19 protein-coding genes and 1 pseudogene are annotated in these 25,949 nt (G+C 44.4%); 7 read left to right on the top strand and 13 right to left on the bottom strand.

Going from position 1 to position 25,949, the window contains the following annotated elements:
- Positions 1 to 557: 557 nt before the first annotated feature.
- Positions 558 to 1,760, top strand: coding sequence for a hypothetical protein (locus tag HRR27_RS02070; protein WP_173270186.1), 1,203 nt, complete (start codon positions 558 to 560; stop codon positions 1,758 to 1,760).
- A gap of 174 nt (positions 1,761 to 1,934) precedes the next feature.
- Here the strand turns inward: HRR27_RS02070 and cynS are convergent, their stop codons facing one another.
- Positions 1,935 to 2,378, bottom strand: coding sequence for a cyanase (gene cynS / locus HRR27_RS02065; RefSeq protein ID WP_173270182.1), 444 nt, complete (start codon positions 2,376 to 2,378; stop codon positions 1,935 to 1,937).
- A 434-nt stretch (positions 2,379 to 2,812) separates the two neighbouring features.
- Here cynS and HRR27_RS02060 point away from each other — a divergent pair, with 434 nt between their 5' ends.
- The 4 genes and pseudogenes from HRR27_RS02060 (at position 2,813) to HRR27_RS02050 (ending at position 6,046) form a co-directional block, all read left to right on the top strand.
- Positions 2,813 to 3,358 carry an OsmC family protein gene (locus tag HRR27_RS02060; protein WP_173270178.1) on the top strand — a complete coding sequence of 182 codons (546 nt, stop codon included), beginning with the start codon at positions 2,813 to 2,815 and terminating at the stop codon, positions 3,356 to 3,358.
- 172 nt (positions 3,359 to 3,530) lie between these two features.
- Entirely contained in the window at positions 3,531 to 4,625 is a 1,095-nt protein-coding gene (locus tag HRR27_RS02055; protein WP_173270174.1) for an acyl-CoA dehydrogenase family protein, read from the top strand.
- Between the two features lie 38 nt (positions 4,626 to 4,663).
- Positions 4,664 to 4,840 (top strand): annotated as a pseudogene (rd, locus tag HRR27_RS12815) (rubredoxin); the annotation flags it as partial.
- Positions 4,841 to 6,046: an NAD(P)/FAD-dependent oxidoreductase gene (locus HRR27_RS02050; protein WP_341829826.1), complete on the top strand. Its 1,206-nt coding sequence runs from the start codon at positions 4,841 to 4,843 to the stop codon at positions 6,044 to 6,046.
- 80 nt (positions 6,047 to 6,126) lie between these two features.
- Here the strand turns inward: HRR27_RS02050 and HRR27_RS02045 are convergent, their stop codons facing one another.
- Both HRR27_RS02045 and HRR27_RS02040 read right to left on the bottom strand, forming a co-directional pair.
- The gene (locus tag HRR27_RS02045; protein WP_173270166.1) at positions 6,127 to 7,134 is read right to left on the bottom strand and encodes a nuclease-related domain-containing protein; all 1,008 of its coding nucleotides are present in this window, start codon (positions 7,132 to 7,134) and stop codon (positions 6,127 to 6,129) included.
- A gap of 100 nt (positions 7,135 to 7,234) precedes the next feature.
- Positions 7,235 to 8,920, bottom strand: coding sequence for a sigma-54-dependent Fis family transcriptional regulator (locus tag HRR27_RS02040; protein WP_173270163.1), 1,686 nt, complete (start codon positions 8,918 to 8,920; stop codon positions 7,235 to 7,237).
- Positions 8,921 to 8,990: 70 nt separating this feature from the next.
- Here HRR27_RS02040 and HRR27_RS02035 point away from each other — a divergent pair, with 70 nt between their 5' ends.
- Positions 8,991 to 9,188: a hypothetical protein gene (locus tag HRR27_RS02035; RefSeq protein ID WP_173270160.1), complete on the top strand. Its 198-nt coding sequence runs from the start codon at positions 8,991 to 8,993 to the stop codon at positions 9,186 to 9,188.
- Positions 9,189 to 9,272: 84 nt separating this feature from the next.
- On the opposite strand, the gene HRR27_RS02030 is transcribed toward HRR27_RS02035, so the two are convergent.
- The 6 genes from HRR27_RS02030 to HRR27_RS02005 all read right to left on the bottom strand — a co-directional run bounded on the left by HRR27_RS02030 (position 9,273) and on the right by HRR27_RS02005 (position 18,878).
- Entirely contained in the window at positions 9,273 to 10,106 is an 834-nt protein-coding gene (locus HRR27_RS02030) for an ABC transporter permease (RefSeq protein ID WP_173270156.1), read from the bottom strand.
- Positions 10,103 to 11,362 (bottom strand): ABC transporter substrate-binding protein, encoded by a 1,260-nt coding sequence (locus tag HRR27_RS02025; protein ID WP_173270153.1) that lies wholly within the window; start codon positions 11,360 to 11,362, stop codon positions 10,103 to 10,105. The genes HRR27_RS02030 and HRR27_RS02025 overlap by 4 nt, the downstream gene beginning before the upstream one ends.
- A 65-nt stretch (positions 11,363 to 11,427) precedes the next feature.
- Complete coding sequence (locus tag HRR27_RS02020) at positions 11,428 to 12,273, bottom strand: ABC transporter ATP-binding protein (RefSeq protein WP_173270150.1); 846 nt, start codon at positions 12,271 to 12,273, stop codon at positions 11,428 to 11,430.
- 551 nt (positions 12,274 to 12,824) lie between these two features.
- Positions 12,825 to 16,790: a response regulator gene (locus HRR27_RS02015; protein WP_173270145.1), complete on the bottom strand. Its 3,966-nt coding sequence runs from the start codon at positions 16,788 to 16,790 to the stop codon at positions 12,825 to 12,827.
- A 1-nt stretch (position 16,791) separates the two neighbouring features.
- Complete coding sequence (locus HRR27_RS02010; protein WP_173270142.1) at positions 16,792 to 18,063, bottom strand: ABC transporter substrate-binding protein; 1,272 nt, start codon at positions 18,061 to 18,063, stop codon at positions 16,792 to 16,794.
- A gap of 635 nt (positions 18,064 to 18,698) precedes the next feature.
- On the bottom strand, positions 18,699 to 18,878 hold the full coding sequence (locus HRR27_RS02005; RefSeq protein WP_173270139.1) for a hypothetical protein: 180 nt from the start codon (positions 18,876 to 18,878) through the stop codon (positions 18,699 to 18,701).
- A 161-nt stretch (positions 18,879 to 19,039) separates the two neighbouring features.
- Here HRR27_RS02005 and HRR27_RS02000 point away from each other — a divergent pair.
- A protein-coding gene (locus tag HRR27_RS02000) for an IS3 family transposase (protein ID WP_173270135.1) occupies positions 19,040 to 20,202 on the top strand; the annotation gives its coding sequence in 2 pieces (ribosomal slippage) (positions 19,040 to 19,316 and positions 19,316 to 20,202; 1,164 coding nt in all).
- Between the two features lie 365 nt (positions 20,203 to 20,567).
- On the opposite strand, the gene HRR27_RS01995 is transcribed toward HRR27_RS02000, so the two are convergent.
- The 4 genes from HRR27_RS01995 to tnpA all read right to left on the bottom strand — a co-directional run bounded on the left by HRR27_RS01995 (position 20,568) and on the right by tnpA (position 25,920).
- Complete coding sequence (locus tag HRR27_RS01995) at positions 20,568 to 21,674, bottom strand: Fic family protein (protein WP_173270132.1); 1,107 nt, start codon at positions 21,672 to 21,674, stop codon at positions 20,568 to 20,570.
- Between the two features lie 2,011 nt (positions 21,675 to 23,685).
- A complete protein-coding gene (tnpC, locus tag HRR27_RS01990; protein ID WP_173270129.1) occupies positions 23,686 to 25,251 on the bottom strand; it encodes an IS66 family transposase in 1,566 nt (521 codons plus the stop codon).
- 20 nt (positions 25,252 to 25,271) lie between these two features.
- Entirely contained in the window at positions 25,272 to 25,628 is a 357-nt protein-coding gene (gene tnpB / locus HRR27_RS01985) for an IS66 family insertion sequence element accessory protein TnpB (protein ID WP_173270126.1), read from the bottom strand.
- Positions 25,621 to 25,920 (bottom strand): IS66 family insertion sequence element accessory protein TnpA, encoded by a 300-nt coding sequence (gene tnpA / locus HRR27_RS01980; RefSeq protein ID WP_173270121.1) that lies wholly within the window; start codon positions 25,918 to 25,920, stop codon positions 25,621 to 25,623. The genes tnpB and tnpA overlap by 8 nt, the downstream gene beginning before the upstream one ends.
- Positions 25,921 to 25,949 lie beyond the last annotated feature (29 nt).

Genomic DNA, 25,949 nt, shown 5'->3' with positions numbered 1-25,949 from the left:
TGATATTAAATAAGGCTATTTAAAAAACAAGTAATGACATTGCTTATTGCGCCTCGTCAATAAAAACACCTGAAAAAAAGTAAATTTTATTCACTCTATGTACGCAATTACTACACTGTCGCTCGTAATAAAAACGCAGTGACCGGTATGCAAACCTCGAGCCTAAAATCAATTTAACTTGTGATCCTCTAACTTTGCGCTAACTATTTTTAAGTTGAAGCCGATAACCGTCTAAGGAGACACAGAATCAGTTCAAATGACTTCATGCATAAAAGCGTTTAGCTGAGCAAGGCGACTGTTTGCAGCCATGTCCATATCGGACACAAACAGGCAACACAGTGCAGTTAAATTCTTCAAAGCCCTTGAGGGCAAGGCTTACAAACTTCGTTGCTACGCTTCACATCCATCGCTTTGGCAATGTATTTCGAAGCAAGCCTAGAATTTGCCCCCTGTAGGAGCTTGCCGAAATAAATGAATTTATTCTGTGTCTCTCTAAATACAAATAATAGACAAGGTCACGAGGGAAGTTAGCTGCCATTGATGCGGAGGACTGTGACATGATTATTCAGGATCAGCAACTACACTTATCTTCTCAACGTTATTTCCACCAAAGCGAGCAATCGCAACAAAGGCTTCAGCAGTTTACCAATGGTAGCTTGAGCGCTGAGGCTCAGCGACACACAAAAAATGAGAATACGAGCTACTCTCAGCACGCGTTAAGCGTCAAATCGAATACTTCGGAGTATCATTCAAATCAAAGGTTGGTTAAACCGGAAAGCGGCTGGAACCGCTCGTCTGAATTGATGCCAACGCCATTGACGAAACCATTCAATCCATTAATCAGACAACAACATACTCCCGAATTAACCACCAACAGCGCGCAAAACCCTACGCAACAAAATCCTTTGCCTCCTCATTTAATTAAAATGATTGAAGCAATTGAAGCGATGATGGAAAGATTAACAGGAAAACCCTACACCCTAGAAGTCTACGGCTACCATCGTGGCGATGACCAATCGCAAGTAACACCATTCAATCAAAGCGCTTTCAAGGCCGAAAATCCCACCGTTTTGAGCGAATCGCCGCCGACAGGCAATGGACAACGACTCTCTATGTCACATTACTTCTCAGAGACGGAAAGCGTTCGTTTCGAGGCAATGGGGAATGTCAAAACAGCGGATGGTCGCTTAATCGACTTTTCGTTAGCCATGACACAGTCCAGAACCTTTTCAACACAATCTGAACTCTTACTTGAAAAAGGCGTTATTCCCAAAGACCCACTGGTTGTGAACTTTGGCGGCCAACCGGCAGAACTCAGCCTTCATCAAATCGCACTGGACATTAACGACAATTTAGAAATGAAGCAGATAAACGTGATGAAACCTGGAAGCGGTTTTTTGGCGTTAGATAAAAACCAAGACGGTCAAATATCTAAAGGCTCGGAACTGTTTGGACCACAAAGTGGCAATGGTTTTCAAGACCTAGCTCACTATGATTTAGACCAAAACGGGTGGATTGATGAAAATGACCCTGTATTCGCAGAGCTACGAATTTACCATCAAGCCGAAAATGGAATGATGCAACTGAATGGCTTGATGGAGCTAAATATTGGCGCGATTTCTCTGCACAACATTAGCACCGAATTCAGTCACAAAAATGCACAAAACGAACTCCAGGCACAAACGCGAAGCAGCTCGGTGTTTTTATATGAAGACTCAGGGCAAGCAGGAACCGTCCAACAAATTGATTTGATTTTATAACCCAGCAAGATGCCAGCGAATAAGCGTCAATAGGGACTTATTATGTGTCCCCTTAATTTAAATCTCGCCTTTTTGATTAAAACTTGCATCGCTCATTGACTATTTCTTTAACAAAAAATGCCCGCATTCAAGCAGGCATTGTTATTTCGCAAAATTCTATTTTGTGCCCGCTTTTTACCAAGCTTTATAAGGCAGGAACTTACCGTTCAAGGTAATCACAACACGATCACCAGCCGGATTATCTTCCTTGTCGATATCCATTGAAAAATCAATCGCACTCATAATACCGTCACCGAATTTTTCATGAATCACCTCTTTCATGGTCGGACCGTAAACACCAACCAATTCATACAGACGGTAAATTAACGGATCGGTCGGCACAATTTGATCCCAACTCTTGTGCGGGAAAGTCTGTAATGCCGCAACGACATCAGCGCCTAAACCAAGAAAATCGGCTACTTTTTCCGCAGGCTCTTTATCTAAATGATTCATGCCTAAACAGGCAGAGGTTGTATACACCTCACTTAACCCAGATGCAGCTGCGATATCCACCCAGCCCACGCCTTTCTCTGATTTCGCCAATACAATCGATTCAGTCATTTCTACTTTAGTCATCATTAGGGACTCTCCTTGAGTAATTGAATCGTCGACATTGATAACGCATTTAAATTTTAAATCCGTTACTCAGTGTCGACTAAAAACAAATAATTTTTTAAGCCTTAATCCTATTGCACAACTTATGCCAATTTCTAACCAAAAACATAACCTATTGATTTAACAAGCTTTTGACATTGACTACAGCAAAACCAAAGCAAATCCAAAACAACATTGTCGGACAATTTAATACATTCACAAAAACACTTCTTACATTTGCAAAAAATTGTATAACTTTGTAAACAAAAAAATACACCATAAATAAATAACTTATTGATTTTAAAGTATTTTTTAAAAACTGGTATCTCTAGCGCTATGTATTCAACATATTTCAACAACGAAATATCTTCGTGATTAAAAATTCATTTAAAGAAACAGATTGTTTTAGGAGAAATAACATGTCTGAAGCTCAACAAATCTATGTACCATCATGCCTACGTCCAATCGATAGCGACGGTCTAACCAAACTAGGTGAAGCGGGTAAAGCGGATCCAAATCAAATCAAGACGCTTAAATCGAAAACGGTTCTTGAAGGTCAATTCAAAAACCTTAACTACATTCGCGGTCTTGACCCAATCATCGTTGACGAACCACCAGGGCTACTTGGTGAAGACACTGCACCTAACCCTTCTGAGATGGCGCTACTTTCTTTAGGTTCATGTCTCTCGGTAGGGATCCAAGCAAATGCGACAGCTCGCGGCATCACCCTAACCAAACTCGAAGTAAACCTAGAAGCGGACATTAATATTACTGCGGTTTGGGGGACAGGCGACGTCGATCCAGAGAAGGTTCTAGGTGTACGTGAAGTGCGTGCATTCTACGATGTGGAATCACCAGATGCGACTCGTGAAGAATTAGACGATCTAGTTAAGCATGCGACGAAATGGTCACCGGTTGCTAACACTTACATCAACCCAGTACCAGTAAAAGCTGAATTAATGTAAACCATTTCACTTGCCTGTGTCGTCACCCAGATTGTGGCGGCACGGCAATTTAAGGAAGTGCCGAATACGCCTTTAATTAGCTCTGGCACAGCACATTCAGGACTTATTCGACACTTCCCTAAGGAGCCTCTTATTGAATCAGAGGCTCCCTAAGAAGCTTAAGGAGAAGAAAATGTTATCCCAAGTTATCGAAAAAACACTTAAACCTTTAACCCTATCAATCGACCATGGCGAATACACCACCAAAGTACTCGCTGAATTAGGCAAAGCCGGTGCTTACACTGAAATTGCACCTTCTGTCAGCGGAACCGAACTGGATCTATTCAAAACCATTCAGAATATGGCGCAAGTTTCCGAAGAGTGTATGTCGACCGGTTTCATGATGTGGGCGCACGTAGTTTGCTGCTGGTATATCGAAAATTCGGAAAACCCTTGGTTAAAAGAGAATATCTTACCGAAAATGATTAATGGCGAAGCATTCGGGGCGACTAGCCTATCGAATCCAATGAAATATTTTGCCGGTATCGAACCGCTAAAACTGAGCGCGGTGGAAACCGAAGACGGTTATATCATCAATGGCTCACTACCTTGGGTATCCAATCTAGCACCGGAATCATCCGAGCATTTCTTCGGTTCGGTTTTCCATGTGGTCGATGAAGAAGGCAATACATTACGTGATGTTATGGCAATCATTCCGTGCGACTTAGAAGGCTTCACTTTAAAACAACAAGTCGAATTCGTCGGCATGGAAGGCACCGGGACTTATGCGATGTTCTTCAAAGATGCATTCCTGCCGAAGAAATACCTGTTGGCAGATCCGGTGAAACCGTATTTACAGAAAATCAAAGCCGGCTTTGTGCTGCTACAAACCGGCATGGCTGCCGGCGTTATCCAAGGCATGATTAACGACATGCACAAATCGAATCTATCGCTAAGTGCCATCAACCAATATCTGGATAACAAACCGGAAGAATTACAAGAAGAACTTGATGACGCACTGGAACTGATAGAACAACTCGCCAGCAAAATTTACACACCGGGCGACGACTTCTTCCGCACGATTTTGGAAGCGCGTTTACTGGGTGCGGAAATCACCAAACGCTCTGCCGATTCGGTAATGCAACATGCCGGCGCGAAAGGCTATATCGTCGATGCCACCGCGCAACGCAAATGGCGCGAGGCCTATTTCGTCATTCTGGTTACGCCATCAATCAAACATTTACGCAAAGAAATTCAGCGCCTAGAAGTTGGGCTAGCCGCTGCTTAACAAGCAAGCAGTGCAGCAACGGCAAAAGGAGATAAATTATGAGCCAGCAAGAATATCGCAAGTACATCTGTAAAGTGTGCGGACTGATCTACGACGAAGAAGAAGGCGATCCGGATTCAGGATTAGCCCCAGGAACCCGTTTCGATGACATTCCAGACGATTGGTACTGCCCACTCTGCTTGGTGAGCAAAGCTGACTTTATCCCGCTTGAAGAGATGGCGCATGCAACTCCAGATGACGGCACACAACCTTCTCACAAAGTCAGCAATCATGCCGATGTAATGATTATCGGCTCCGGCTACGCAGGTTGGCAAGTTGCCGAAGCAGTACGTAAAGAACTGCCGGATGCAGAGATCACACTGATTACCGCTGATGACGGAATCGTTTACCCAAAACCATCACTATCGATGGCACTCCGCCAAGAACGCTCTGCCGACGACTTGAAAGAATACAGCGCAGCGCAAAAATCGACAGAACTGAATATCGGCGTAAAAACGTTAACCCGCGTGATGTCGGTTAGCGAAAAGTATAAGAAGGTACTGACCACTCGTGGTAACTTCTATTATGACAAACTGATCATCGCCACTGGCGCCAAGGCACTAAAACCACAAATTGCCGGTTCGGTCGCCCATGAAATGGTCACTTTAAACGATTTGCCGAGTTATCGCCGATTCCGCCAAACGATTACCGAAATTGATCACATCACCATTATCGGCGGCGGCTTAATTGGAACAGAAATGGCGGAAGACCTAATCGAAGCCGGTATATCGGTGACCTTAATGGTACGAGAACAACAATTAATGTCAGGCATGTTACCGAAATCGATTGCCGCAGACCTAGCAGACAAATTGGCCGTAAAAGGCGTTGATATTCGCTTTGGTCAGACGGTAACCGAAATGAACGGTACAAGCGGTGCTTACGATCTAAGCTTAGATAACGGTGAACAACTGACGACAGGGCTAGTGCTATCCGCAATCGGCATCGCGCCAAATGTCGGCCTAGCTAAGAAACTGAGTTTGGAAGTCAATCGCGGTATCAAAATCAATCATTACTGCCAAACATCGAACCCGGATGTGTACGCAATTGGTGACTGTGCTGAGTCAGATGCGGGAGTGCAAGCCTTCCTTGAACCGATTCGCCGCCAAGCCACCACTATTGCCGCCCACCTGAATGGCAATATCGACGTGACCTTCGATGCAGTGTCACCTTTGATTAAAACCAAAACCTCGACCCTGTCGATTATGCTCAGCCTACCGCTTGGTGCGAACGACCAAGACGCTTGGCAAACCGAAACGCAAATCGGCGACAACCAAAAACTGGTGTACAAAGATCAGGAAGACCACCTGCAAGGCTTTGCCCTTAGCGGAGAATTGGTCAATCAAGCCAATAATCTCTACAAACAGATTACCGATGCAGCTTGATTAAACTCAAACAACAAAATAGGGTTCTGTTTTCAGAACCCTTTATATTTAATAGCAACACAATCAAGTGTCAACCAAACCTAACTAACTTTTGGTAATTGGTCTTTAGGTATCAAGAAATAGTATCCTCCCCTACCTTTCCGCCACTGAATACCATTTTGTTTCCCTTTATCAGTTACTGTTACAAAGCCGTTTTCGTTCCGAGACATAAACCCATCATTCACTAAAATATCCTCAAGTTCCTTGGTCTTCATACCAATTTGCTTGGCTGCTTTAGCAAGGGTCAACATAGTGAACTCTTTTTCTTTGGCCTCTTGAGACTCAGAAGCAAACACCTCCTGCACAGACTCTGCCCCTTTAGCTTCTTCCTCAAGATAAATGCCAAACTTTGCTCTGTAATCAATTTCAGCGGGTTGATGAAATCTATCAATCAAAACTTGCAATGATTCCTCTACTGCAAGACTATCCGACTTAATCGTTCTCAAGGCTAAATTACCAAGCCCCTTAAACGCACCTACCACATCAATACTGTTTACAAATTTTTCATGCGCTTTCTCGAGCATATCTGGATAACAAACATTATCAAACCCAGTTTTAGGTTTTGAAATTTTTGCCTTGTAATCAAAAATCACAAAATGCTCAACCCCAATAGGTATAAAACCAATTTGCTCGAATGCTTTTCTCAACACTCTTTCATGACGTTTAGACTGTTCGATAGGTGAAGGAAAAGGACGAAAATCCTTTTTTCTTGAATCATAGAAATTAAAGATCCCATCTTCATCAATTTTGACATCATTTGAAAAATTCTTGGTTTCAAATAAAAATACAGCACCGTATTTATTCATGGCGATATGGTCAATCTGAGCTATATCACCATCAACATTCAAACGAATATCATGGGCTTTAAAGCTTTTACTAAAGATTTGATTGATATAGAAGGCGGCCTGCTTTTCCCCTGCAACACCTTTTTTCAGGGCATTAATTTCCGCTTGGATGTTTTTTCGTTGATTTGGGGTGATTTTCCCTGCTAGTAGGGATTCCAGCAGTTGGAGAGATTCTACCTTAGATTCGATTTCTTTAATTATCATTTAGTGCTTTATACCGTGTAATTCATCAATATTTTTAGATATTTTATTACACATAGATACTAGCACTAAATTAATAAAAACAGAACGCGCTTAAAAAGATCTAACCGAGTCCAAGTTTTTTATAACGGTAATTGTATTGCCTTGGCGTCATATTAAGCATACGTGCGGCATGGCTTTTATTGCCATGCGCTCTTTCCAGCGCCTGTAGCAATAAATCCTTCTCAGAATCGCTTACCTTCCAATAATTACGCTTGATTTCACTGTCAGCGTTAAAAGCGTTAGGCGGAGGGGTTGGCGGCATCGCTTGCGCATAATGTACTGTTTCCGCAACGGTTAGCGGCGGCATCGCGCCCACCCGAGAAGCTGCTGCGTTTACAGCTTCCGGCGCGGAAATTGCGGCCGGCGGCGGCGTATTTTCATTAAAGACAATCCCGCTTTCTTCACGGATGATTCGCTGAATCAAGCGATCGGTGATCATCTGTCCATCTTCCGCCAACAATACCGCGCGCTTTATCACGTTCTCTAACTGACGGATATTCCCCGGCCATTCATAGCGCTCTAGAAACTCTAGTGCCCCGCGATCAAAAATAACATTGGTGTGATATTCCTGATTTGCCTGATTCAAGAAGTGACGCGCCAGCAGACGAATATCGCCATCTCGCTCACGCAGCGCCGGCAATTCAATCGGAAACACATTCAGACGATAGAATAAATCCAGTCGGAAATTACCTTGGTTGACCGACTCTTGCAGGTTTTTGTGCGAGGCAACAATAATCCGTACATCCACCGGAATCGCTTTATTCGAGCCGATACGCGTAATACTGCGCTCTTCCAATACGCGCAGTAACTTGGCCTGCAACCCTAAATCAAGATCACCGATCTCATCCAAGAAGAGCGTGCCCTTATTGGCCATTTCGATTTTACCTGGCTTAGTCGCGGTGGCGCCGGTAAAAGCCCCTTTTTCGTGGCCGAACAATTCTGACTCCAACAATTCCAACGGAATCGCAGCACAGTTGATGGCGATAAAAGGGCCGTCCTGACGATTGGACGCCATGTGCAACATGCGCGAGAATTTTTCTTTACCGGTTCCTGATTCGCCCTTCAGCAATACCGTCACCGACACATTGGCGGCGCGAGCGGCTTTGTTCAACGATGCCATGACCGCCGGACTTTCGCCGATAATACCGTATTGACTGCCTTGGCTAACCGCCATGGCACGCAACTGTTCATTCTCTTCTTTCAGCACCTGCGTCTGTTTTTCAATCAGTTCATTCACCGCAAGAATTTCCCCAATGAACAGAGCAATCAATTTAAGAATACCTAAATCTCTGTCCAAGGAACGCGAACGGTTTCTCAAGCGGTTGACCGCTAATACACCGATGTTCTTACCCTTGCGCAAAATCGGCGTGGCGATAAAGGCAACCGTTTCTTGCGGTAGGGTCGAACGTGCCACCGTACGGCACAGGTAATCGTCTTCCAAATCGATATTCGGAATAATCACCGGTGAACCCATTTTCATTACCTTGCCGCTAATCCCTTCGTTATCGGCAAAACGGCTACGCGAAACTTCCAAGTCGGTTAACCCGAAAGAGTAAGCAGCATAGAGCACGGAATCGCTTTTATCATGCAACAGCACGCGACCACGGTTAAGCCCCATCTGCCGCGAAATCAAACTCAAAATATCGGTAATCGCCTCTTCCGGCTTGTGCGCACGCTCGATCTGTTCTGCGGCTTGTCGAATCACGATGTACTCAGAATGGTTTGCTATATCCAGTGAATCAGGCATATCGCCCCCTAGCTGTTTTCTTGATTATTTACTATGATTTAAATTTTGCCCAATAACGGAGCGCTTACTCATGCCACTTGCCTGTCATTACTACAGCGAACTTGAAGTCGCCGCCATGCATCGTAAGGAAGTCACCTTAATTGAAAACGGTGAAGTGATCTACCAAGGGAAAGTCAAAACCCTCACGACTCAGGATGGTAAAGAGTTTCTGGTCACTCCCGAAGATGAAAAAATCCCACTGGACAATGTTGATCAGGTCATCACTTAACGACATTATTCTACAGACAAAAAAGGCCTGCCAAAGCAGACCCTGTCGTTTTATGACCATTTACACTTACAAAGTGTCATATTTTTAGCTCGCATGCCATGAATAACGCTTGATCAAGAACACTGCAATTGCATCAAGCAGGTAACCGATTACACCGATGATCACAACAATCGCTGCCAAAGTATCGTATTCAAGAACATCACGGGCATCGTTGATTGCATAACCAAGACCTGAGGTTACACCTAAATACTCAGCCGGAACTAGCACAACCCACGCTACACCGATCGCCAGACGGATCCCTGCGAAAACATCTTGTGCAATCGCCGGCATAATCACACGACGCAACATTTGGAAACCATCGGCACCAAGATTACGTGCCACACGGAACCAGTTCGGATCAATACGTTGTACACCGTGAGCTGTACCGAATACGATAGGCCAAACCGTTGCCATCACAATCAGGAAGATAATCGCGGCATCCCAAGTCTCGAAAGCCAGGACTGCAATCGGCATCCACGCCAACGGACTAACCATACGCAAGAACTGGAATGGCATGTTCGCAACCTGACGCACCGCCAAGAAATAACCCATCATCACACCAACCGGAACACCAATCACGATCCCCCAGAAAAGCCCAATCGCAATGCGGTACAGACTTGAGTAGATGGTTTCCCAGAGGCTACCGGTTTCCAGCATATAACCCAGCGCCGAAAACGTCGGACCCGGAGCGAAGTCAGAAAAGGCCGCCGTATCTGGATTGCTGGCAATCGCCAGACCTCCAAGCCACCATAGCAATAGCAGAATCGACATCCCTAAAGCCGCATTGGTTGTGCTTTGCACCCACAAAGGTAGTTTTTTAAAGTTTTGCGAAAGCTGCGAAAAGAATGCAACTCCCATACTTACTTGTATCGTACTCATAGTTCAAACACCTCTTCACGCTCTAGCCGATTCTCTGGATTAACGCCTTTGACCTTATCCCACACCTTGTATTTATCCATGGCGTTCTTGACGAACTCATACTCCACCAAATCATTGACCACAAAGTCGGTATCCAATTCTTTCAAGAAAGTGGTATCGCCGGTGACCAATGTCTCTTTCAGTTGGTCGATGATAAATTTCGTTGCTGAAGGATATGGATATGGATTGAAGTCGATACGGCCAACATCCCAATCTTCGTGCTTGATCGCATCCGGTGTTGCATAATTCGCAGGGCTGTAATCAGTCATCGCTTTCAAAACCACTTCCGCTTTCATCGGTAGGTAACGCTTGCCTTCACGTGACAGCATTTTTGCGACTTCTTCTTTATTCTCTTGTGCATAAACCGCACCGCGCACCACGGCATTCATCACTTTTTGCGACCATGCTTTGCGTTTCTCGGTATGCTCATCATGCATACAAACGACACAACAAGGGTGGTTCTTCCAGATATCACCGGTGAAACGCAACATCTTACCGCCGGCCAGCACTTCACCCGCCGCATTGAATGGCTCAGCAACGATATACGCATCGATTTTCTTCGCTGCCAATGCCGGTGGCATATCCGGTGGAGGCATGATTTGTAGGTTTACTTGATTTGGTTTTAACGGATCAGTCTGATCTTGAATCACAGGCTCTAAACCAGCATTTTTCAAAGCCATCTGTAGCACGATATTGTGCATCGAATACCAGTAAGGCACCGCCAGCTGTTTACCACCAAGATCAGCGAAAGAATCCGCCTTAAGATGACGACCAATCACGACGCCTGAACCATTGGTGTGCGCCCAACCAGTGATTTTGACTGGGAAGTTATTGTTATAACGCATCCAAACCGGAATCGGTTTCAGAAAATGAACAAGGTTAAATTTATGTGCTGCAAAGCCTTCAATCAACGGTGACCAACCACGAATCAGAGTCGGCTTATCAACCTTCAGACCTTCATCTTCAAAAAAGCCCATTGCGTGCGCCACAAGAAGAGCACTTGCATCAGTAATCGGCAGATAACCGATACGCACCACTTCATCAAATGGCTCATCCGCTGCCATCGCTTGGTTCGGTAAAGTTAAACCACCCAACGCAGCGGTTAAACCACCGGCGGCGGCCATCGAATCTAATATAAATTCACGACGACCTTTTTTTGGATTAAACACATAATCGTGGTGGGACATTGGATTATCTGGGCTGCAATACTGACACATAAAATTCTCCTGACAGCAAAATACTTAACTAATACGATAAATAAAAACGGTAAAAACTCTGGGGATTAAGACGCCTGTTGAAAAATCTCTTCAATCGTCGGCGCGACAACCTTTGGACGTTCGACTTCTAAACGCTCGAAAGGCTTCTGTTGTTTGGCTTGGTCGATGGTTTCAAACTCAGCGAACAACTCATCTTTCAACTTGGTAAAGTCGGCACTATTTCGATCGCGAGGGTACGATAAAGGAATCGACTTCTCGCCGACAATCTGCCCTGGGTTATGGCTCATAATCACCACTTGATCCGCCATAGCCACAGCCTCTTCGATATCATGAGTAACCAGAACCATAGTGATGTTTTGATCATGGCAGATTTGCGCCACTTCGGTTTGCAGAGCGGAACGGGTAAAGGCATCCAATGCAGAGAAAGGTTCATCCAAAAGTAAAACTTCCGGCTCAGTCGCCAGAGAACGTGCTAAGGCGACACGCTGCTGCTGTCCGCCCGAGAGATCTTGCACATTTTTATCTTTGTGCTCACTCAAACCAACCATATCAAGCAAGTGCTCAACACGATCCTTCTTGTGTTTATAAGTGCCTGCGAACACCAATCCTAAAGCCGCGTTTTCACGAACTGTCATCCACGGATAAAGTGACGGTTTCTGGAACATCATGTTCCATTTCGCACTCGGCTTGGTCACCGTGTGTGCTCTAATACGAACGGCACCTTCGGTCGGCATTAACAAGCCGGCCACCATTTGCAGTAAGGTCGACTTACCACAACCGCTTCGGCCGATAAGCGCCGTCAACTGACCTTGAGGAATAGAAAGATTGATATCATCCAAAGTCGGCATACTTTGTTGACGATTGTAGTAATGAGTTAAATCCGAAATCCAGATTGGTGACGCGTTCGACATAATGCACTCCTAAAATTAATTACGAAATGCTTATACCACCTAACTAACCAAAACCAAAAAAACATTAAAATTCAATACCTTAAGTAGAAACTTCTATGTAAAGCAATGAATATAATCCATATAAGGGCAATAAATGCACCAAATTATCAAACAATGTAACTCTTTGTAGCACCAATGGATAACTTTGTACTGATTTGTAACAAACAGCATCAAGCCAACCAAAACACAAGAAAGTTAAAAATGCACAACACAGGTATAAAAAAACCCGAAACAATGTTCGGGTTTATTAAAATATGGTGGCTATCAGAGAAACTCATCACCCCCATGAATAAAGGCTTGAGTTGAGAGCGTTCATAGAGAATCAAACCACGGTTCACACCATTTTATCTTGTCATGCAAATATTTCTGTTGCTAACCCAGCAACTGCGACTCAATTAACTATCTCTGTAAATAAGATGCATTGAATCAGGCAACTCCTCATTTCATAGAAATTTTGAGCACTTTTTTCCCTGTATGTCTCCGACAATGAAACCACCTGATTGCTGTTCATATCATGCTTTTTTTGACCGTAAATCCTTAAGCTGTTGCTCTGCCTCTTGATATTCAAGTTCGGCAATCAGCTCCACTATGTGATTTGCTACTTCCGTATCGCTCAGCAATGTAATCGCAGAATGGTATCGTTCCAATTCTCCTGCAGGAACATACCTTCCCAACCCAAGCATCTGAACAAGTCCATCAAGCAAGTCCGATGCTTCTTCCATCGTCATTTTCATCTCAGATGGCTTCTCTTCACTTTCAAGGTAACGTCTTATCGAATGAAGTACCGCTTCAAGTTCTAAGCGCAGTTTTGCGAGATGCTCACGGATGAAAACCTCATCCTTGCTCTCGTTCATGGCTTTGACAAGCTGGAACAAATCTTCCATAAAGAGATTGCCACTGGCCCCGTTTAAAGCATGAATATGCTTCTGCAAGATTTCAACCGGCAAGGCATCATCAAATCGTTCTTTTACATCACCAAACCCTTTAATAAACGAGGTAAACATTTGCCTAATGGCGCCTTTACTACTGAACGCTTTAGCCAAAGCCGCTATATTGATTTTTTCGATCGCTGGTAGTTCAAATGGCATAGATTTCGATTCGACTGTCACTTTCTCTGCATCGAGGTATTTCTGCATGACAGAGAGAAGCTCCTCTGGATCGATCGGTTTACCAATGTGTTCATTCATTCCCGCCATGTGCGACGCTTTTTTGTCTCGCTCCATCACCGCAGCACTTAAGGCGATAATCGCTATATTGGCGTTAGACTCTCGGATGATTTGCGTCGCTTGATACCCATCCATAACGGGCATTTGGATATCCATCATAATCAGATCAAAATGATTATTTTGCAGTGCTTCCACCGCTTTTTTACCATTCTCAGCCAAGGTAACACGGCATCCAAAAGAGGTAAGATAATCTTTTATCACCAGTTGGTTTACAGCGTTGTCTTCGGCAACAAGAATGTCGGCGTCGAACGTCCATTGAGACTGTTCTTGCAAAGCACGCAAGTCGATTGGCAATTCATAGACGCCCAATGCTTGGAAAAGGTTTGATGCTAAAACAGGTTTTTCAAGTATGACAGGGATCGTTTCACCAATAGCTTGGGCATTTTTGATGAGCTCTTCTTTCATGTATGCGGTGACCATGATAATGTTCACCTGATCCGTTGGCTTTTGTTGATGCAGTTGATGAATCACTCTCAATCCATCTACATCCGGCATTTTCCAGTCTAATATGATGTAGTCAAAATGCTCTGCAAGCGCGGCCTGAAGTCCATCTTTTCCGGACTGGCATGCCTTGTAGTCAACTTTCCAAGAATCGAAAATATCACATAACAATTTAAGTTCGATTTCGTTGTCGTCCACGACGAGAAAGCGTTTGTTACGAATGTTCTCTATTTTCAAAGATTCGGCAAGCTGGATTTCGCTTTTTTCAAACATTACGCTAAAGCAAAAAGAGCTTCCTTCACCCTTAATGCTCTTAGCCCAAATCTCACCATTCATTAATTCAGTGAGATGTTTACAGATTGAAAGCCCCAATCCAGTTCCGCCATATCTTCGCGAATCGGAAGTGTCACTTTGCGTAAAGGCATCAAAAAGACTGGCCATCTTCTTCTCATCGATACCAATACCGGTATCACTCACGCAAAATTGCAAAGATAAATGTTGTTCATCCTGTGAGATCAATTCGATTTTGACGGTAATATCACCTCGTTCGGTGAATTTTATTGCGTTTGCAATCAAGTTATTTAGAATCTGCTGCAATCTCAGCGGATCCCCTTTGAGGGTCGTCATGAGACGGCTGTCCATATTGACATGCATTTCGATTCCTTTTTCTTCAGCTTGCTTGCTGAACAGAAAGACACTGTTTCTGACCGAATTTTCAAGCAGGAATGGAATCGATTCGAGTTCAAGTTTGCCCGCCTCGATCTTGGAATAATCCAGTATGTCATTAATAACGTTGAGTAAGCTTTTGGAAGAACTCATTGACTGCTCTAAGTAGAGGCGTTGCTGCTCATTGAGTTCGGTTTTCAGGGTAAGGTCGGTAAGACCAATGACACCATTCAGAGGGGTTCGGATTTCATGACTCATATTAGCTAGGAAGTCTGATTTAGCACGATTGGCCTGCTCAGCCTCTTCTTTCGCCTCGAAAAGACTTTGCTTGAACGTTTCCGCTTGAGTGACGTCAATGTTGGTTCCCACCATCGCAACCTTGCGCCCTTCATCATCAATCTCACACATGCCGGATGCTTTAATGTAACGTATGCTTCCGTCTGGACGTCTGATTCGGAAAATATCATCAAAAAGACCATCCTCGGCAACGGCTTGATTGATTCTGGCTTCAGATCGAGGTCGGTCTTCGTCTAGTAAGGCGTTACTCCACATCGAGTAATGATTATCAGCCTCGCCACGCTCCAGCCCGTAAATTTTGTACATGTTATCATTCCATTCCAGGGTGTTTTCTATCAGATCCCATGTCCAAACGCCCATTTCAGCCGACTTGGACGCGAGTTGAAGCTTAAGCGCTTGCATACGAAGCGAGAACTCATAATTTTTCTGTTTGGTGAAATCGCTCAGATAACCGATAAAGTGGGTGACACGCCCATTCTCGTCCTTTTGAGTGACCGTGTAATCAAGAATCCATTTTTCTTGACCATCTGCTGTAATAATCCGGTAGGGTTCATGACGAAAGTAATCCTCATCGGCTTCAAGCGCAGAGCTGAGCTCAAGATTAACCTCTTCGAGATCTTTCGGATGAATCAGGTCTCGATAGACAATCTTCTGTTCAAGAAGTTGTTCGACACTATAACCAAGCAGTGCTTCCACATTGGACGAGACCGACGCGATGCTCCACTCGGCATCGTTGCGCCATTTGAATAAAACCGCATCGCCTTTATCAAACAAGGAAAGTAAGGTCTTCTGTTCACGCGCCAAGTCTCTGAGCTCTACTCCCCATTCACTGAAGGTAATGGCCGCACTGGTTAGTCGACCAATTTCATCTTCCGCAACGGATTTAAGCAAAATAGGCTTTTTATCTCCGCTTATGATTTGCTCAAAAACTTGCGTCAGTTTTACAACGGGTTGCGTTACCATCCGAATAATCAGCCAGGCGGTGATAAACAGGCCCAGAACGAAAATGATGCCTGTAATAAAAATCACTTGCGTCGTTTTATTGGTCAGCTGTGCAATATCGTCGTTAATCTGTTCAATTTGTAGATTAGCCAAATTCTGAACCTGATAAGCGTGATAAATAATCTCGGACGATTCACCCGGCATAACCACATCACTGAGCATCATCAACGCACTTTGATGCTGAATTGCCCGCAATGAACTGTCTTTAAAACGGATAAACCATGTCTGCTGTTGCTGATCAAAGCGACTATTCTGCTCCAAGGCATTACTCAGTGTGGAAAGTGCTTTTCGAACTTTTTGGGCATACGTAGAGTCAAGATGTGCCTGATAGCGAAAAAGGTCAATCTCAATCGATTGAAGTGCAATCAGAGATGAACGTTCCTCGTCATTCTTCAGCAAGAAATTTTCCAGTCGTTCGCTGTTTTCGAGCAATGTGGCTTGCAGCTGTTGTTGTATCATCAGCTCACGTTTAAGCTTCTCAAAATGATCCCGAAAAGTTTGGAGGTGGGTTTTAAGCAAGATGATATGCTCCTGCAATTCATCCGAAGTTTGCGTTACCGGTTTTTCAATAATGGCATCAATTTTTTCATTAAGTGCTCCGATTTCATCATTCAGAATAGGAGATAAAGTCAACTGATAACGCTGTACGAAGCCTTTGAGTTTTTCGATTTCAGCCGTCAACTGAACATAGGCCTTTAAATCCGTATTGGTGTTATATAAGTGTCGGGCTGTCGTTTCCAGCGACTGCATTTGCGCGGTGGAAATCACTAATAACGATGAGAGCAATAGACCAGAGAAGAACGCGGCCAAATAAGCTTTAGTGCGAAGACTGAAGGGCGTATTCATGTTAGCTTACCTTAGCTTTAATATTGACAAACTCACTCCATTTCCGTAGCGAATATTCAAAGTTTGGCATAACGGTGTTCCAAACGGCAATATGGCTAAAACGGTTGATATAGGAACCGCCTGTACGAACATCGCCTTTACTTACCACAAAGCTGCCATCTGTTCCGATTAGAGATGTTGCAGCAGGCTTTCCTTCGTACCAGTAATCCCATTCTTCTTTTTCCATAAATTGGCGTGAACGCTCAGGATTAGAAATGTAGTACCCCTGTCGAGCAATGAATGCACCTGGCCAACCAGAAAGCCACCAATTCATGTACTCATATGCCGCGTCTTTTTGTTCACCTTCAGATTTGCTTGAAAGACTCATCACTCCGTACCAAGCGCGGTATCCCTCTTTTGGCGCGGCATAGACACACGGGATACCCTTTCCATTCAGTGCCGCCACGGCTGGAGAAAACATACTTTCAATGTCGACAGAACCATTTTTCATCAGCTCAATCGAGTGCGGCGTTGAGTTCCACAAACCTCTGAAATGCCCTGACTGCTTTAAACTGAAAAGAATCCTAAACAGCTCATCAATTTCAACACGGCTCATGTTGCCAATGTCGTTGAAATGCATCAAACCCTTTGCCTCAGCAGCCAGCGCCGCATCAAAAATCCCGATGGTCGGCTCATTTACGAGCGCCACTTTGCCTTTGTAACGCTCATCAAGTAACCAGCCCCAGCTCTCAGTCTCGTAAGGAATCCCTAGCGGAATTTTCTGCGTGTTGTAACCAAATGAATCTACATTGTGAACATAAGGCATAAAGCTAACTTGATTACTCGGCTGGTCGCCAAGCATTCCATCAGGCTGAATATAGAGGATTTTATTTGGAACATCGCCGGCACCCGGTGAAACACCGGGTCGAATAATACCGGTTTTTGGAAGATCATTGATTTCATTCCAATACTTGAGGCGCTTGATATCAATTCCCTGAATCGCATCTGAACGCCATAATAGTCTGGTGCTGTTAGACCATTGTTCGTATAAATCAAAGCTATTCGGGTCCGCAATCGCTTTCATCAAAACTTCTGCACTTCCACCTGGAGAGAACTCGATATTAATCCCCAACTCTTTCATAGCGCGCTGACGAATCGGTTCTTGCAGTGTTACGTGAGTGCCAAGTACGCGGAGGGTAGGATACTTATTCTCGGCGTGTAAAATACCAGGAAATTTGAAAGCGGCAGAAGCAACAGCGGCTTTCTTCAGAAATGTACGACGATTATGATTCACTACCCCACCCTCACGACAATGATTGCCTATAACAAATACCCAAAACGATGCGTTAATTGCGCTAACTTAACGCCTATCTAAGTGAGCACAGAACTCTTTTTTTGCCAACCTACTCATGGGTTGGGGAGATACAGAGCAAGTTCAAATGGCTTTAGGCTCAGAAAATTTGACCGAGCAAGGCAGGTGTTTGCCATCATGTCGAGACCTGACAAAAACAGGCAACACCGTACTGAAATCAATAGGGACTTGCTCCGCCAACCAACTAGCACAATTACGCAACCAATAGCATAATTTACCACACAACTTCATAGTAAATAATTGCCTTATTTTTAACTTATATCAAACAATCTGATACAAAGGGATTCGATCGCCTAATCACGAAAATTCTATTCTTGATTTGCGTTGGGGAAACACAAGACACGTCCAAATGGCATCAGGCATAGAAGAATTTGATTGTACAAGGCGATTGTTTGCCTTCACATTAACCTGTCACAAACAAGCAGCGCAGCGCCATTGAGTTTTTCAAAACCCCTACCGGAATGACTTACAAGGACAACTGAAGGCATTCAAAATTCAATGTTTCCCGACTGTCACCGTACAAAAAAAATCCGATTAGTACTCGCAACCATTATTTGTTATTTATCCGCAATAACTAAACTGCCAACCTTTGCATACAGGTTTTTTTTGGTGCCGCTCTGTTCCGTTGCCGCATTCAGATCGGCACCCAAGGCCGCAACAATAGGAGCAATCACCTCTGCATTCAATTGTCCATTTTGGATTAATAGCCTTTGACCATGCACCTGTTTATAACACACATCATCCGACTTAATACCCAACGCATGCTATGCAAATTGCTTTTAAATCCATTTTGGATACATGAAGAGGAGTGATCAAGGAAGAGTTTTGAAGTGAACTGGTCTAATAGCAGTGGACACTTTTATAAGAGACAATAGATGTTGTCGAACTAGGAGTGATCATGAGTCAAAAGAGAACTTATAAAACTTACACCGATGAGTTTAAAAAAGAAGCCGTCGCGTTGGTAACGGATCAAGGTTACAGTGTGGCTGAGGCGGCTGAATCCTTAGGTGTCAGAACGAATTTGATTTACAAGTGGAAAGAGAAGTTTGAAGCCCAAGCCAATGGGTCAGCACTGAGTCAGGATGAACGCGCTGAGTTGAAACAGTTGCGCGCTGAAAACAAGCGCTTAAAACTCGAAAAAGAGATCTTAAAAAAAGCTTCAGCCCTTCTGGCGCAAGACATCCGATAACGTTTTCATTCATGGATGAATTGATTCAGGAGGGCTTGCCAGTTAAGCCTGTGAGCCAAGTGTTGAAACTCAGTCGTTCAGGCTATTACGCATGGAAAAAACGACCTAAAAAGGCAATCAAGACAGAACAACTTGAACTCTATCGTACAGCCAAACAGCTCTTCAAAGAGAGCCGTGACAGTTTGGGCTCTCGTGAACTCGCCAAAGCCCTTCGTAAGGCTGGGTTTCCCGTCAGCCGAGAGAAAGCACGTCGGCTCATGAAAACACTGGGATTAGTCGTCAAGCAGCGTCGAGCTTATAAAATAACGACTAAGCGTAACCTGACACATCGAGTGGCGGATAACTTGGTCAAGATGAAGTTCAATCCAAGCGCGATGAATCAAGTTTGGGCAGGCGATATTACCTACTTGAAAACACCTGAAGGTTGGCTGTATTTGAGTGTCGTAATGGACCTGTATTCTCGCCGCATTATCGGTTGGGCCGTGAGTGAAAGAATGACGGTCGAACTCGTCATGCAATCCTTACAGCAAGCGTATTGGCTACGAGGGCATCCCAAAGGCGTGATTTTTCACAGTGATCGTGGTTCTCAGTACACGAGCAAACGGTTTGCCACGCTACTCGCTAAGCAAAATATGACAGCCTCTATGGGCGATGTCGGAGCCTGTTGGGATAATGCCGTTGTTGAACGATTTTTTGGCAGCTTAAAACATGACTGGCTGTTTAAAGCCTATCATCCAACACGCGAGAGCATGAAACAAGACGTAGCGGATTACATGCGTTACTACAACTTAAAAAGGCTTCATACTGCGAACGGTGATTTAACGCCGATTGAGTATGAAAATTGTAAAAAAACAGTGTCCAAAAAAGCTTGACCAGAACAAAGCGACCAAAATAAAAAACGTGACCCCACTTTGACCTGCAACAGAATGAGATTAATGACACAGAATGAAATTTAGCGTTTTGAACAGAATAGGAAAGCAATCGCTCTGAACCCCTTATTTACAGGGGGCTGCACGGAATTCAGGCAAAAAAAACCCGAAACAACGTTCCGGGCTTTTTTAAAAAGTGGTGGCTACACCGGAAACTCAACAACCGCATGGATCAAGACTTGTAGGGCTATCAAACTAAATCACCCCATTATTCACCCCATTTTCTTCTGTAATGCAAAATCTTTTAACTAACGCACAGATTTTACTCTACTTCGATTTTACCTATAAATAGGTTAACAAATGCCAGTTTATTCTTTTTCTGACAAATAGTATTTGACCGAACGGCCTTTGCCTTCAGAATACAACACCCCCATTTCGACTAGTTCAATGAGATCACGCGCTGCGGTCGCATCTGACGTCGAAACGAGATTCTTATATTTACGCTTGGCAATACCATCATCAAAATCACTGGTCTCCAATAACCTGATCAACAACTTGCGCTGACGTTCATTGAATACCTTCTGGCGATGTTCGTCCCAAAACAAAGTGGCAAACTTAATCTTTTCGAGGCGTACTTGACTTCGTCTCGCCGCCGCTTCTATGCACTTTAAAAACCAGACAACCCATACGGTTAGGTCGCCACTCCCTTTTTGACTGGCTTCCAGAATATCGTAGTATTCCGACTTTCTCTGCTCGATTTCAGTGGAAATGGAGTAGAGACGAATATCGGTCTGATCAGCCTCTGCCAAACATCGCTCCGCGATAATACGTGACAACCTACCATTGCCATCGTCAAAGGGGTGAATCGTAACAAACCAAAACTTTGCAATGGCCGCTCGAATGTAATCTGAAAAATCTTTACCATTATTCAACCACTCGAAAAACTGATTCATGTATTCGATCACACATTCATGATGACAACACGGAGCCTTAAAGTGAACAATTTCATTACGCCCAAAATGCCCGGAAACAACCGCCATCTCATCACTTCGGTAATCACCTATCGTGATCGGCTTTAGCACAGGCTTTTCAATAAAGAGCATTTCATGCCACTTTTTCAATTGCCTTTCTGTTAAAGGCTGATTTGCCGTCCGAATGGATTCAAAATAGACTTCGGTAAAGGATTCATATCGCTTATCCCCCTGCTTCGCATTAGGTAAACCTAAATGACGGGCAATACTTGAACGAACGGAATCACGATCCAAATACTCTTTTTCGATGCTTGATGTCGAGAGCGTTTCATCAAGCAGTATCTGACTCTCAAATTCCGCTAATTTATCCACCGACAACTCTTTAGAAAGTGCAACCAAGGGGACGACGTTGCGAACAGCCCTTAACAAATAGGGCATAACCTGCTCATTATCAACAACGAACTTAGCCCATCTATCGCCCTGCCACACCCATTTGCCTTCCATCTTACCCATCCAGCCTGATTTAATAACACCTTATAATCATATCAAAAAATGATTCGATTAAACCAGGTATTCAACTCAGGAAGTATTAACTCAAACTTAAACAAACCTTCATCAGCTCTGTTCTCAGTTGCCTTAACTGTTCTAATCTTGACGTCGGAAAGAATTCCCATACAACCACCTAATTAAGAATAATTATCAAATGGGGTGATATAAAAATCACCCCGTCAATCACCCCGTCGTGTTATGCGAAAGTATGAGAGTTATGACATTACATAAGATATGGTTTCTTTAAATGGATTCATTAATCCACAAAGAAAAGCCTTTTAAAATCACGGGTTGAAAGAATTTTGACAAAAAAAAACCCGAAACAACGTTCCGGGCTTTTTTAAAAAGTGGTGGCTACACCGTACTAACCACTTACTGTATTTTCAATAACTTACAAAGACATCAACATTTATTACCCTCAATATTACCCGCTTTTTTCAAAGTGACCCCCTATTTTTTATCATTTTTGCGGTTTTAGCCCACAGCGTGGGTAATGGTTACGTTTTCGCCTTGTTGTTCGGGTCTCAATTCAGGACCCCATCTTAAACACCGGACATTAATCCAACCATGCAAACCACGGGGGTGAAATATCGCCATCAAGCAACGAACACCGATAAGCCGAACCTTTACCGGTGCAATCCGGTTAATTGCTCACACCGGCCGCCTGTTTACTTTGGTCTAACTAGATACTAAATAAAAAACCGGCTTGGCTTTTTGCCAAAAGGGATATACCCGCGCGCGGATTTGGGCCGGTGCCGCTTATCGTTGCTACCGACTACCCGCAAGATCAGACAACTAAGCACCACGACAAACAAGAAAGATTCTCAGTTATACCTTTTATTTTTTAATAGTAAAAATTAATAAATAAAGGGAACTGGGTAAATATGAAATTATGACCCCTTACTAAAAATCATATCTACATAAAAACCGCGCCCTTGTTGCCCGTACATGATGAATCACTAACAAGGACCCATTGAACCAAAGCCCCCCCTTAAAAAATATAGCTTGGGGTAATTTTTCATAAGCACTTTTACGGTAACCCCCCCCTAAAAATTTGGCCGGAGTGTACGCAAGACTAGGGCTACGGTCTAGGTCCGAACGGCTCCAGACTTTGAAGCCGGCCCTCGGGTATGGCTTGGCGAAGTTTCCCAGATTCAAAAAACATTTTCGACAAATCCGATACCGGCCACCACGCCAAACCCACCAAACAAAAGGCGGGCCGGTTATCGGTTCGGGTTCAACTTTTGCCGGTGATCTGCACGCTTGGCGAATGGTCCGCACAGTTACCCAATTCCCTTTATTTATTAATTTTTCTATTTAAAAGAAAAAAGGTATAGGCGATAACCGTTCTCACCCAACCCGCTTAGCAATAGATAACACTTATCATGAACTAGCCGAACGGTTCACCGATTTGGTGCCGTGCGTATTTGCATTGATGTTTTTGCGTGGGAACAGTGGGAACCGTGGGAACCAAACGCAGTGGCGCGGCCTTTAGCCGTTCCCACTCTAAAAACCTTAGTGGGAACCGTGGGAACTTTTCGGGGTAAACCGAAAAATTAAAGTGCATTAACTACACGTTTACTGTTTTTTGAATCATGTAACCGTTATTACTCAATCACTGGCAACCCAACCACCGCACCGGCCACCGCGCCCCCTTTGATAAATTTTACCTATCACCAAAGGATAACGGCCCACACTTGGGCAAAGCACCGGCACGCCTGCACCAATCCGGTGAAGCTGTTGCGGTTGCCTATGTTTTTTATAGCCTACCTAGCGCTTTTCCGCGCCTCTACGCACCCGCATAGGGTAATTTGTTGCAGGGACCCTCTAAAAATCGCGCGGGGTGTTTCTTTATGGCCAAAAGGCCAAGCGGGGTTTTTACGGAGCACAGCAAGGCGGGCGCACTGTAGCGGCCGTGTGACGTGTTGAATAGACGTAAGCGGCAATTTACCCACACCCTAGTTTTCTAGTATGCGGTGTGATTCCACGGCAGAAGTGCTTCGAACTGCTCGAGGGTGTCGCAGTTGGGGAGGTTTCGGAAAAGATCGGTGAGATAGGCTTGGGGTTCGAGTCCGTTGGCTTTGGCGGTTTCAATCAAGCTGTACAGCATCGCACTGGCTTTGGCGCCTTTAACCGATTGGCTAAAGAGCCAGTTCTTGCGTCCGATCGCGAAGGGGCGAATCGCATTCTCAACCGGGTTGTTGTCGATATTCAGTCGTCCATCCGTCGTGTAGACGTTGAGTTTTTCCCAGTTTTTTGCCAGATAGCTCAAGGCCTCACCGAGTTTGCTTTTGGGCACGGTGCTGTTGAGGCTTTTATCCAACCACGTTTTGAGCTGTTCTAAAACCCGCCGGCTTTCGGTTTGCCGGATCTCGAGTCGTTTATTTGGTGGTTGGTCTTTGATGTGTTGTTCAATTTGATAGAGCTTTTGAATGAGATTGAGTGCGATGTCCGCCTTGCCGGTTTTATTCTTAGGCAGTACTTTTTTGGCATCCATAAACTTGCGTCGGGCATGGGCCCAACAACCTAGATGGGTAATCTGTTCCGTTGCACCGATTTTGTGATAACCCGCATAGTCATCGGTTTGTAGGAAGCCTTTAAACTCAGGCAATAAATTCATGGCGGTTTGTGTGGTGCGATCCGGTGCATAGTCGAATAACACCACTGGATGTTTTTGATCACCCGTCTTGCGTACCCACATGTAACTGTGGCTCTCTGCGGTTTTCCCCACCTCATTCAACACTTGCACACGCGTTTCATCCATGTGCACATAGCCACTGTCCAGCAGAGAATCTTGCATCAGGTTGTACAGCGGCTGGCAGAGTTGGGCACCCTTAATCATCCAGTTGGCCATTGTTTGGCGTGACAGTTCGACCTCTAAACGTTCAAAGGCTTTTTCTTGACGATACAGCGGTACGCCATCTTGGTATTTCGCGGTGGCAATGTAGGCAAGTAACCCAGGACCGGCGATGCTTTTGGGAATCGGCTGTTTGGGCATGGACGCTAACTTAAGCGAACCCTCACAACATGGGCAGGCGTATTTTTTACGCACCAGCTGACGAACAATGATTTTGGCAGGAATAATTTCTAATTGCTCAGAGACTTCTTCACCGATTTCTTTGAACTCTGAGCCACAGTCACATTTCTCACCGGCCGGTAAGCGATGTTCAACACGTTGACGGGGTAGATTCTTTGGTAAGGGTTTACGACCGGCGTTGGATTTTGCTTTGGGTGAGGCACTCGAAGATTCATCACTCGACGCTCTCAAAGACGAATTGTCCTCGACTTCAGGCTCATTAAACAGTTCGGCTTGGTCCGGATGTTTTTCACTGCTTTTATAGAATTGACGAACCTTAAAGAACATGACTAATTCAGACAGGCGACTGACTTCTTTGGCAAGCGTATCTATGTGCTGGTCTTTTTGAGCAAGTTGACTTGCTTGATGAAGGATATCTGATTGAGACTGCACGACCAACGCCTTTAAGGCCTCGATATCATCGGGTAAATCGTGAGCAGTCAGAGGTGTTTTCATGGGCGGGTAAGATACCCGAATTAGCTCACGTTGTCATAGAAAAGTGACTCATGCGGTTGTTGAAAAATATCCAAGCCATCGAGTAACTGATTGAGCTGTTTGCCTGTGACCGACACCGCCTCTTGATCGACGACTGGCGCTAACCATTTGAACTTGTGTTTCTCTAATCGCTTGTACCACAGTACAAAGCCATTGCGTTCCCAGTAGAGGAGTTTGACCTTATCGCGAGAACGGTTGCAAAACACAAACAGTGCACCATTCATGGGAGAATGTCCCAGCTCAGCTTCCACAATGGCCGCCAGTCCATTAATGGATTTACGCATATCCACCGGATCACGATAGACAAAGACGAGTGCATCATGACAGGGTCTAAGCATGACGATTCAACTCGGTAATCAATTGCGCTAGTTGCACCACGGAACACTCAAATGCCAATCCTTCAGCTTTGACGGTAATGGTGGTTGAGGAAGGTTCAGGTTTATCGTGAATCACCATCGGCAAAAAGGCAGAAGGTTCTTTTACGAGTTCTTTGCTTAAGGACTGGAGCTTACGCAGCCAGGTATAAAAGGTTGAAATCGCCAAGCCTTCCTGCTGGCAAAATGCTCGTTGTGAAAGACCACTGGCTTGCCAATCGGCAATGCGCTGCACCCAAAGTTCGTGTTTGCTCATCAAAATTCTCCTGTGATTGAAAACACATA

Source organism: Thiosulfatimonas sediminis (assembly GCF_011398355.1).
GTDB classification, from domain to species: domain Bacteria; phylum Pseudomonadota; class Gammaproteobacteria; order Thiomicrospirales; family Thiomicrospiraceae; genus Thiomicrorhabdus; species Thiomicrorhabdus sediminis_A.
The sequence above is the reverse complement of the archived record's forward strand: the minus strand, read 5'-3'. Positions and strand labels throughout refer to the sequence as shown.

What these genes read in the sequence shown, in the direction of transcription:
- HRR27_RS02015 (WP_173270145.1), bottom strand. Translation starts at nt 16,790, where the DNA reads ATGAATACGCCCTTCAGTCTTCGCACTAAAGCTTATTTGGCCGCGTTC.
- HRR27_RS02025 (WP_173270153.1), bottom strand. Translation starts at nt 11,362, where the DNA reads ATGTGTCAGTATTGCAGCCCAGATAATCCAATGTCCCACCACGATTAT.
- HRR27_RS02040 (WP_173270163.1), bottom strand. Translation starts at nt 8,920, where the DNA reads ATGCCTGATTCACTGGATATAGCAAACCATTCTGAGTACATCGTGATT.
- tnpB (WP_173270126.1), bottom strand. Translation starts at nt 25,628, where the DNA reads ATGCTTAGACCCTGTCATGATGCACTCGTCTTTGTCTATCGTGATCCG.
- HRR27_RS01995 (WP_173270132.1), bottom strand. Translation starts at nt 21,674, where the DNA reads ATGGAAGGCAAATGGGTGTGGCAGGGCGATAGATGGGCTAAGTTCGTT.
- HRR27_RS02020 (WP_173270150.1), bottom strand. Translation starts at nt 12,273, where the DNA reads ATGTCGAACGCGTCACCAATCTGGATTTCGGATTTAACTCATTACTAC.
- HRR27_RS02050 (WP_341829826.1), top strand. Translation starts at nt 4,841, where the DNA reads ATGGCGCATGCAACTCCAGATGACGGCACACAACCTTCTCACAAAGTC.
- HRR27_RS02030 (WP_173270156.1), bottom strand. Translation starts at nt 10,106, where the DNA reads ATGAGTACGATACAAGTAAGTATGGGAGTTGCATTCTTTTCGCAGCTT.
- HRR27_RS02035 (WP_173270160.1), top strand. Translation starts at nt 8,991, where the DNA reads ATGCCACTTGCCTGTCATTACTACAGCGAACTTGAAGTCGCCGCCATG.
- tnpA (WP_173270121.1), bottom strand. Translation starts at nt 25,920, where the DNA reads ATGAGCAAACACGAACTTTGGGTGCAGCGCATTGCCGATTGGCAAGCC.
- HRR27_RS02055 (WP_173270174.1), top strand. Translation starts at nt 3,531, where the DNA reads ATGTTATCCCAAGTTATCGAAAAAACACTTAAACCTTTAACCCTATCA.
- HRR27_RS02045 (WP_173270166.1), bottom strand. Translation starts at nt 7,134, where the DNA reads ATGATAATTAAAGAAATCGAATCTAAGGTAGAATCTCTCCAACTGCTG.
- tnpC (WP_173270129.1), bottom strand. Translation starts at nt 25,251, where the DNA reads ATGAAAACACCTCTGACTGCTCACGATTTACCCGATGATATCGAGGCC.
- HRR27_RS02070 (WP_173270186.1), top strand. Translation starts at nt 558, where the DNA reads ATGATTATTCAGGATCAGCAACTACACTTATCTTCTCAACGTTATTTC.
- cynS (WP_173270182.1), bottom strand. Translation starts at nt 2,378, where the DNA reads ATGATGACTAAAGTAGAAATGACTGAATCGATTGTATTGGCGAAATCA.
- HRR27_RS02060 (WP_173270178.1), top strand. Translation starts at nt 2,813, where the DNA reads ATGTCTGAAGCTCAACAAATCTATGTACCATCATGCCTACGTCCAATC.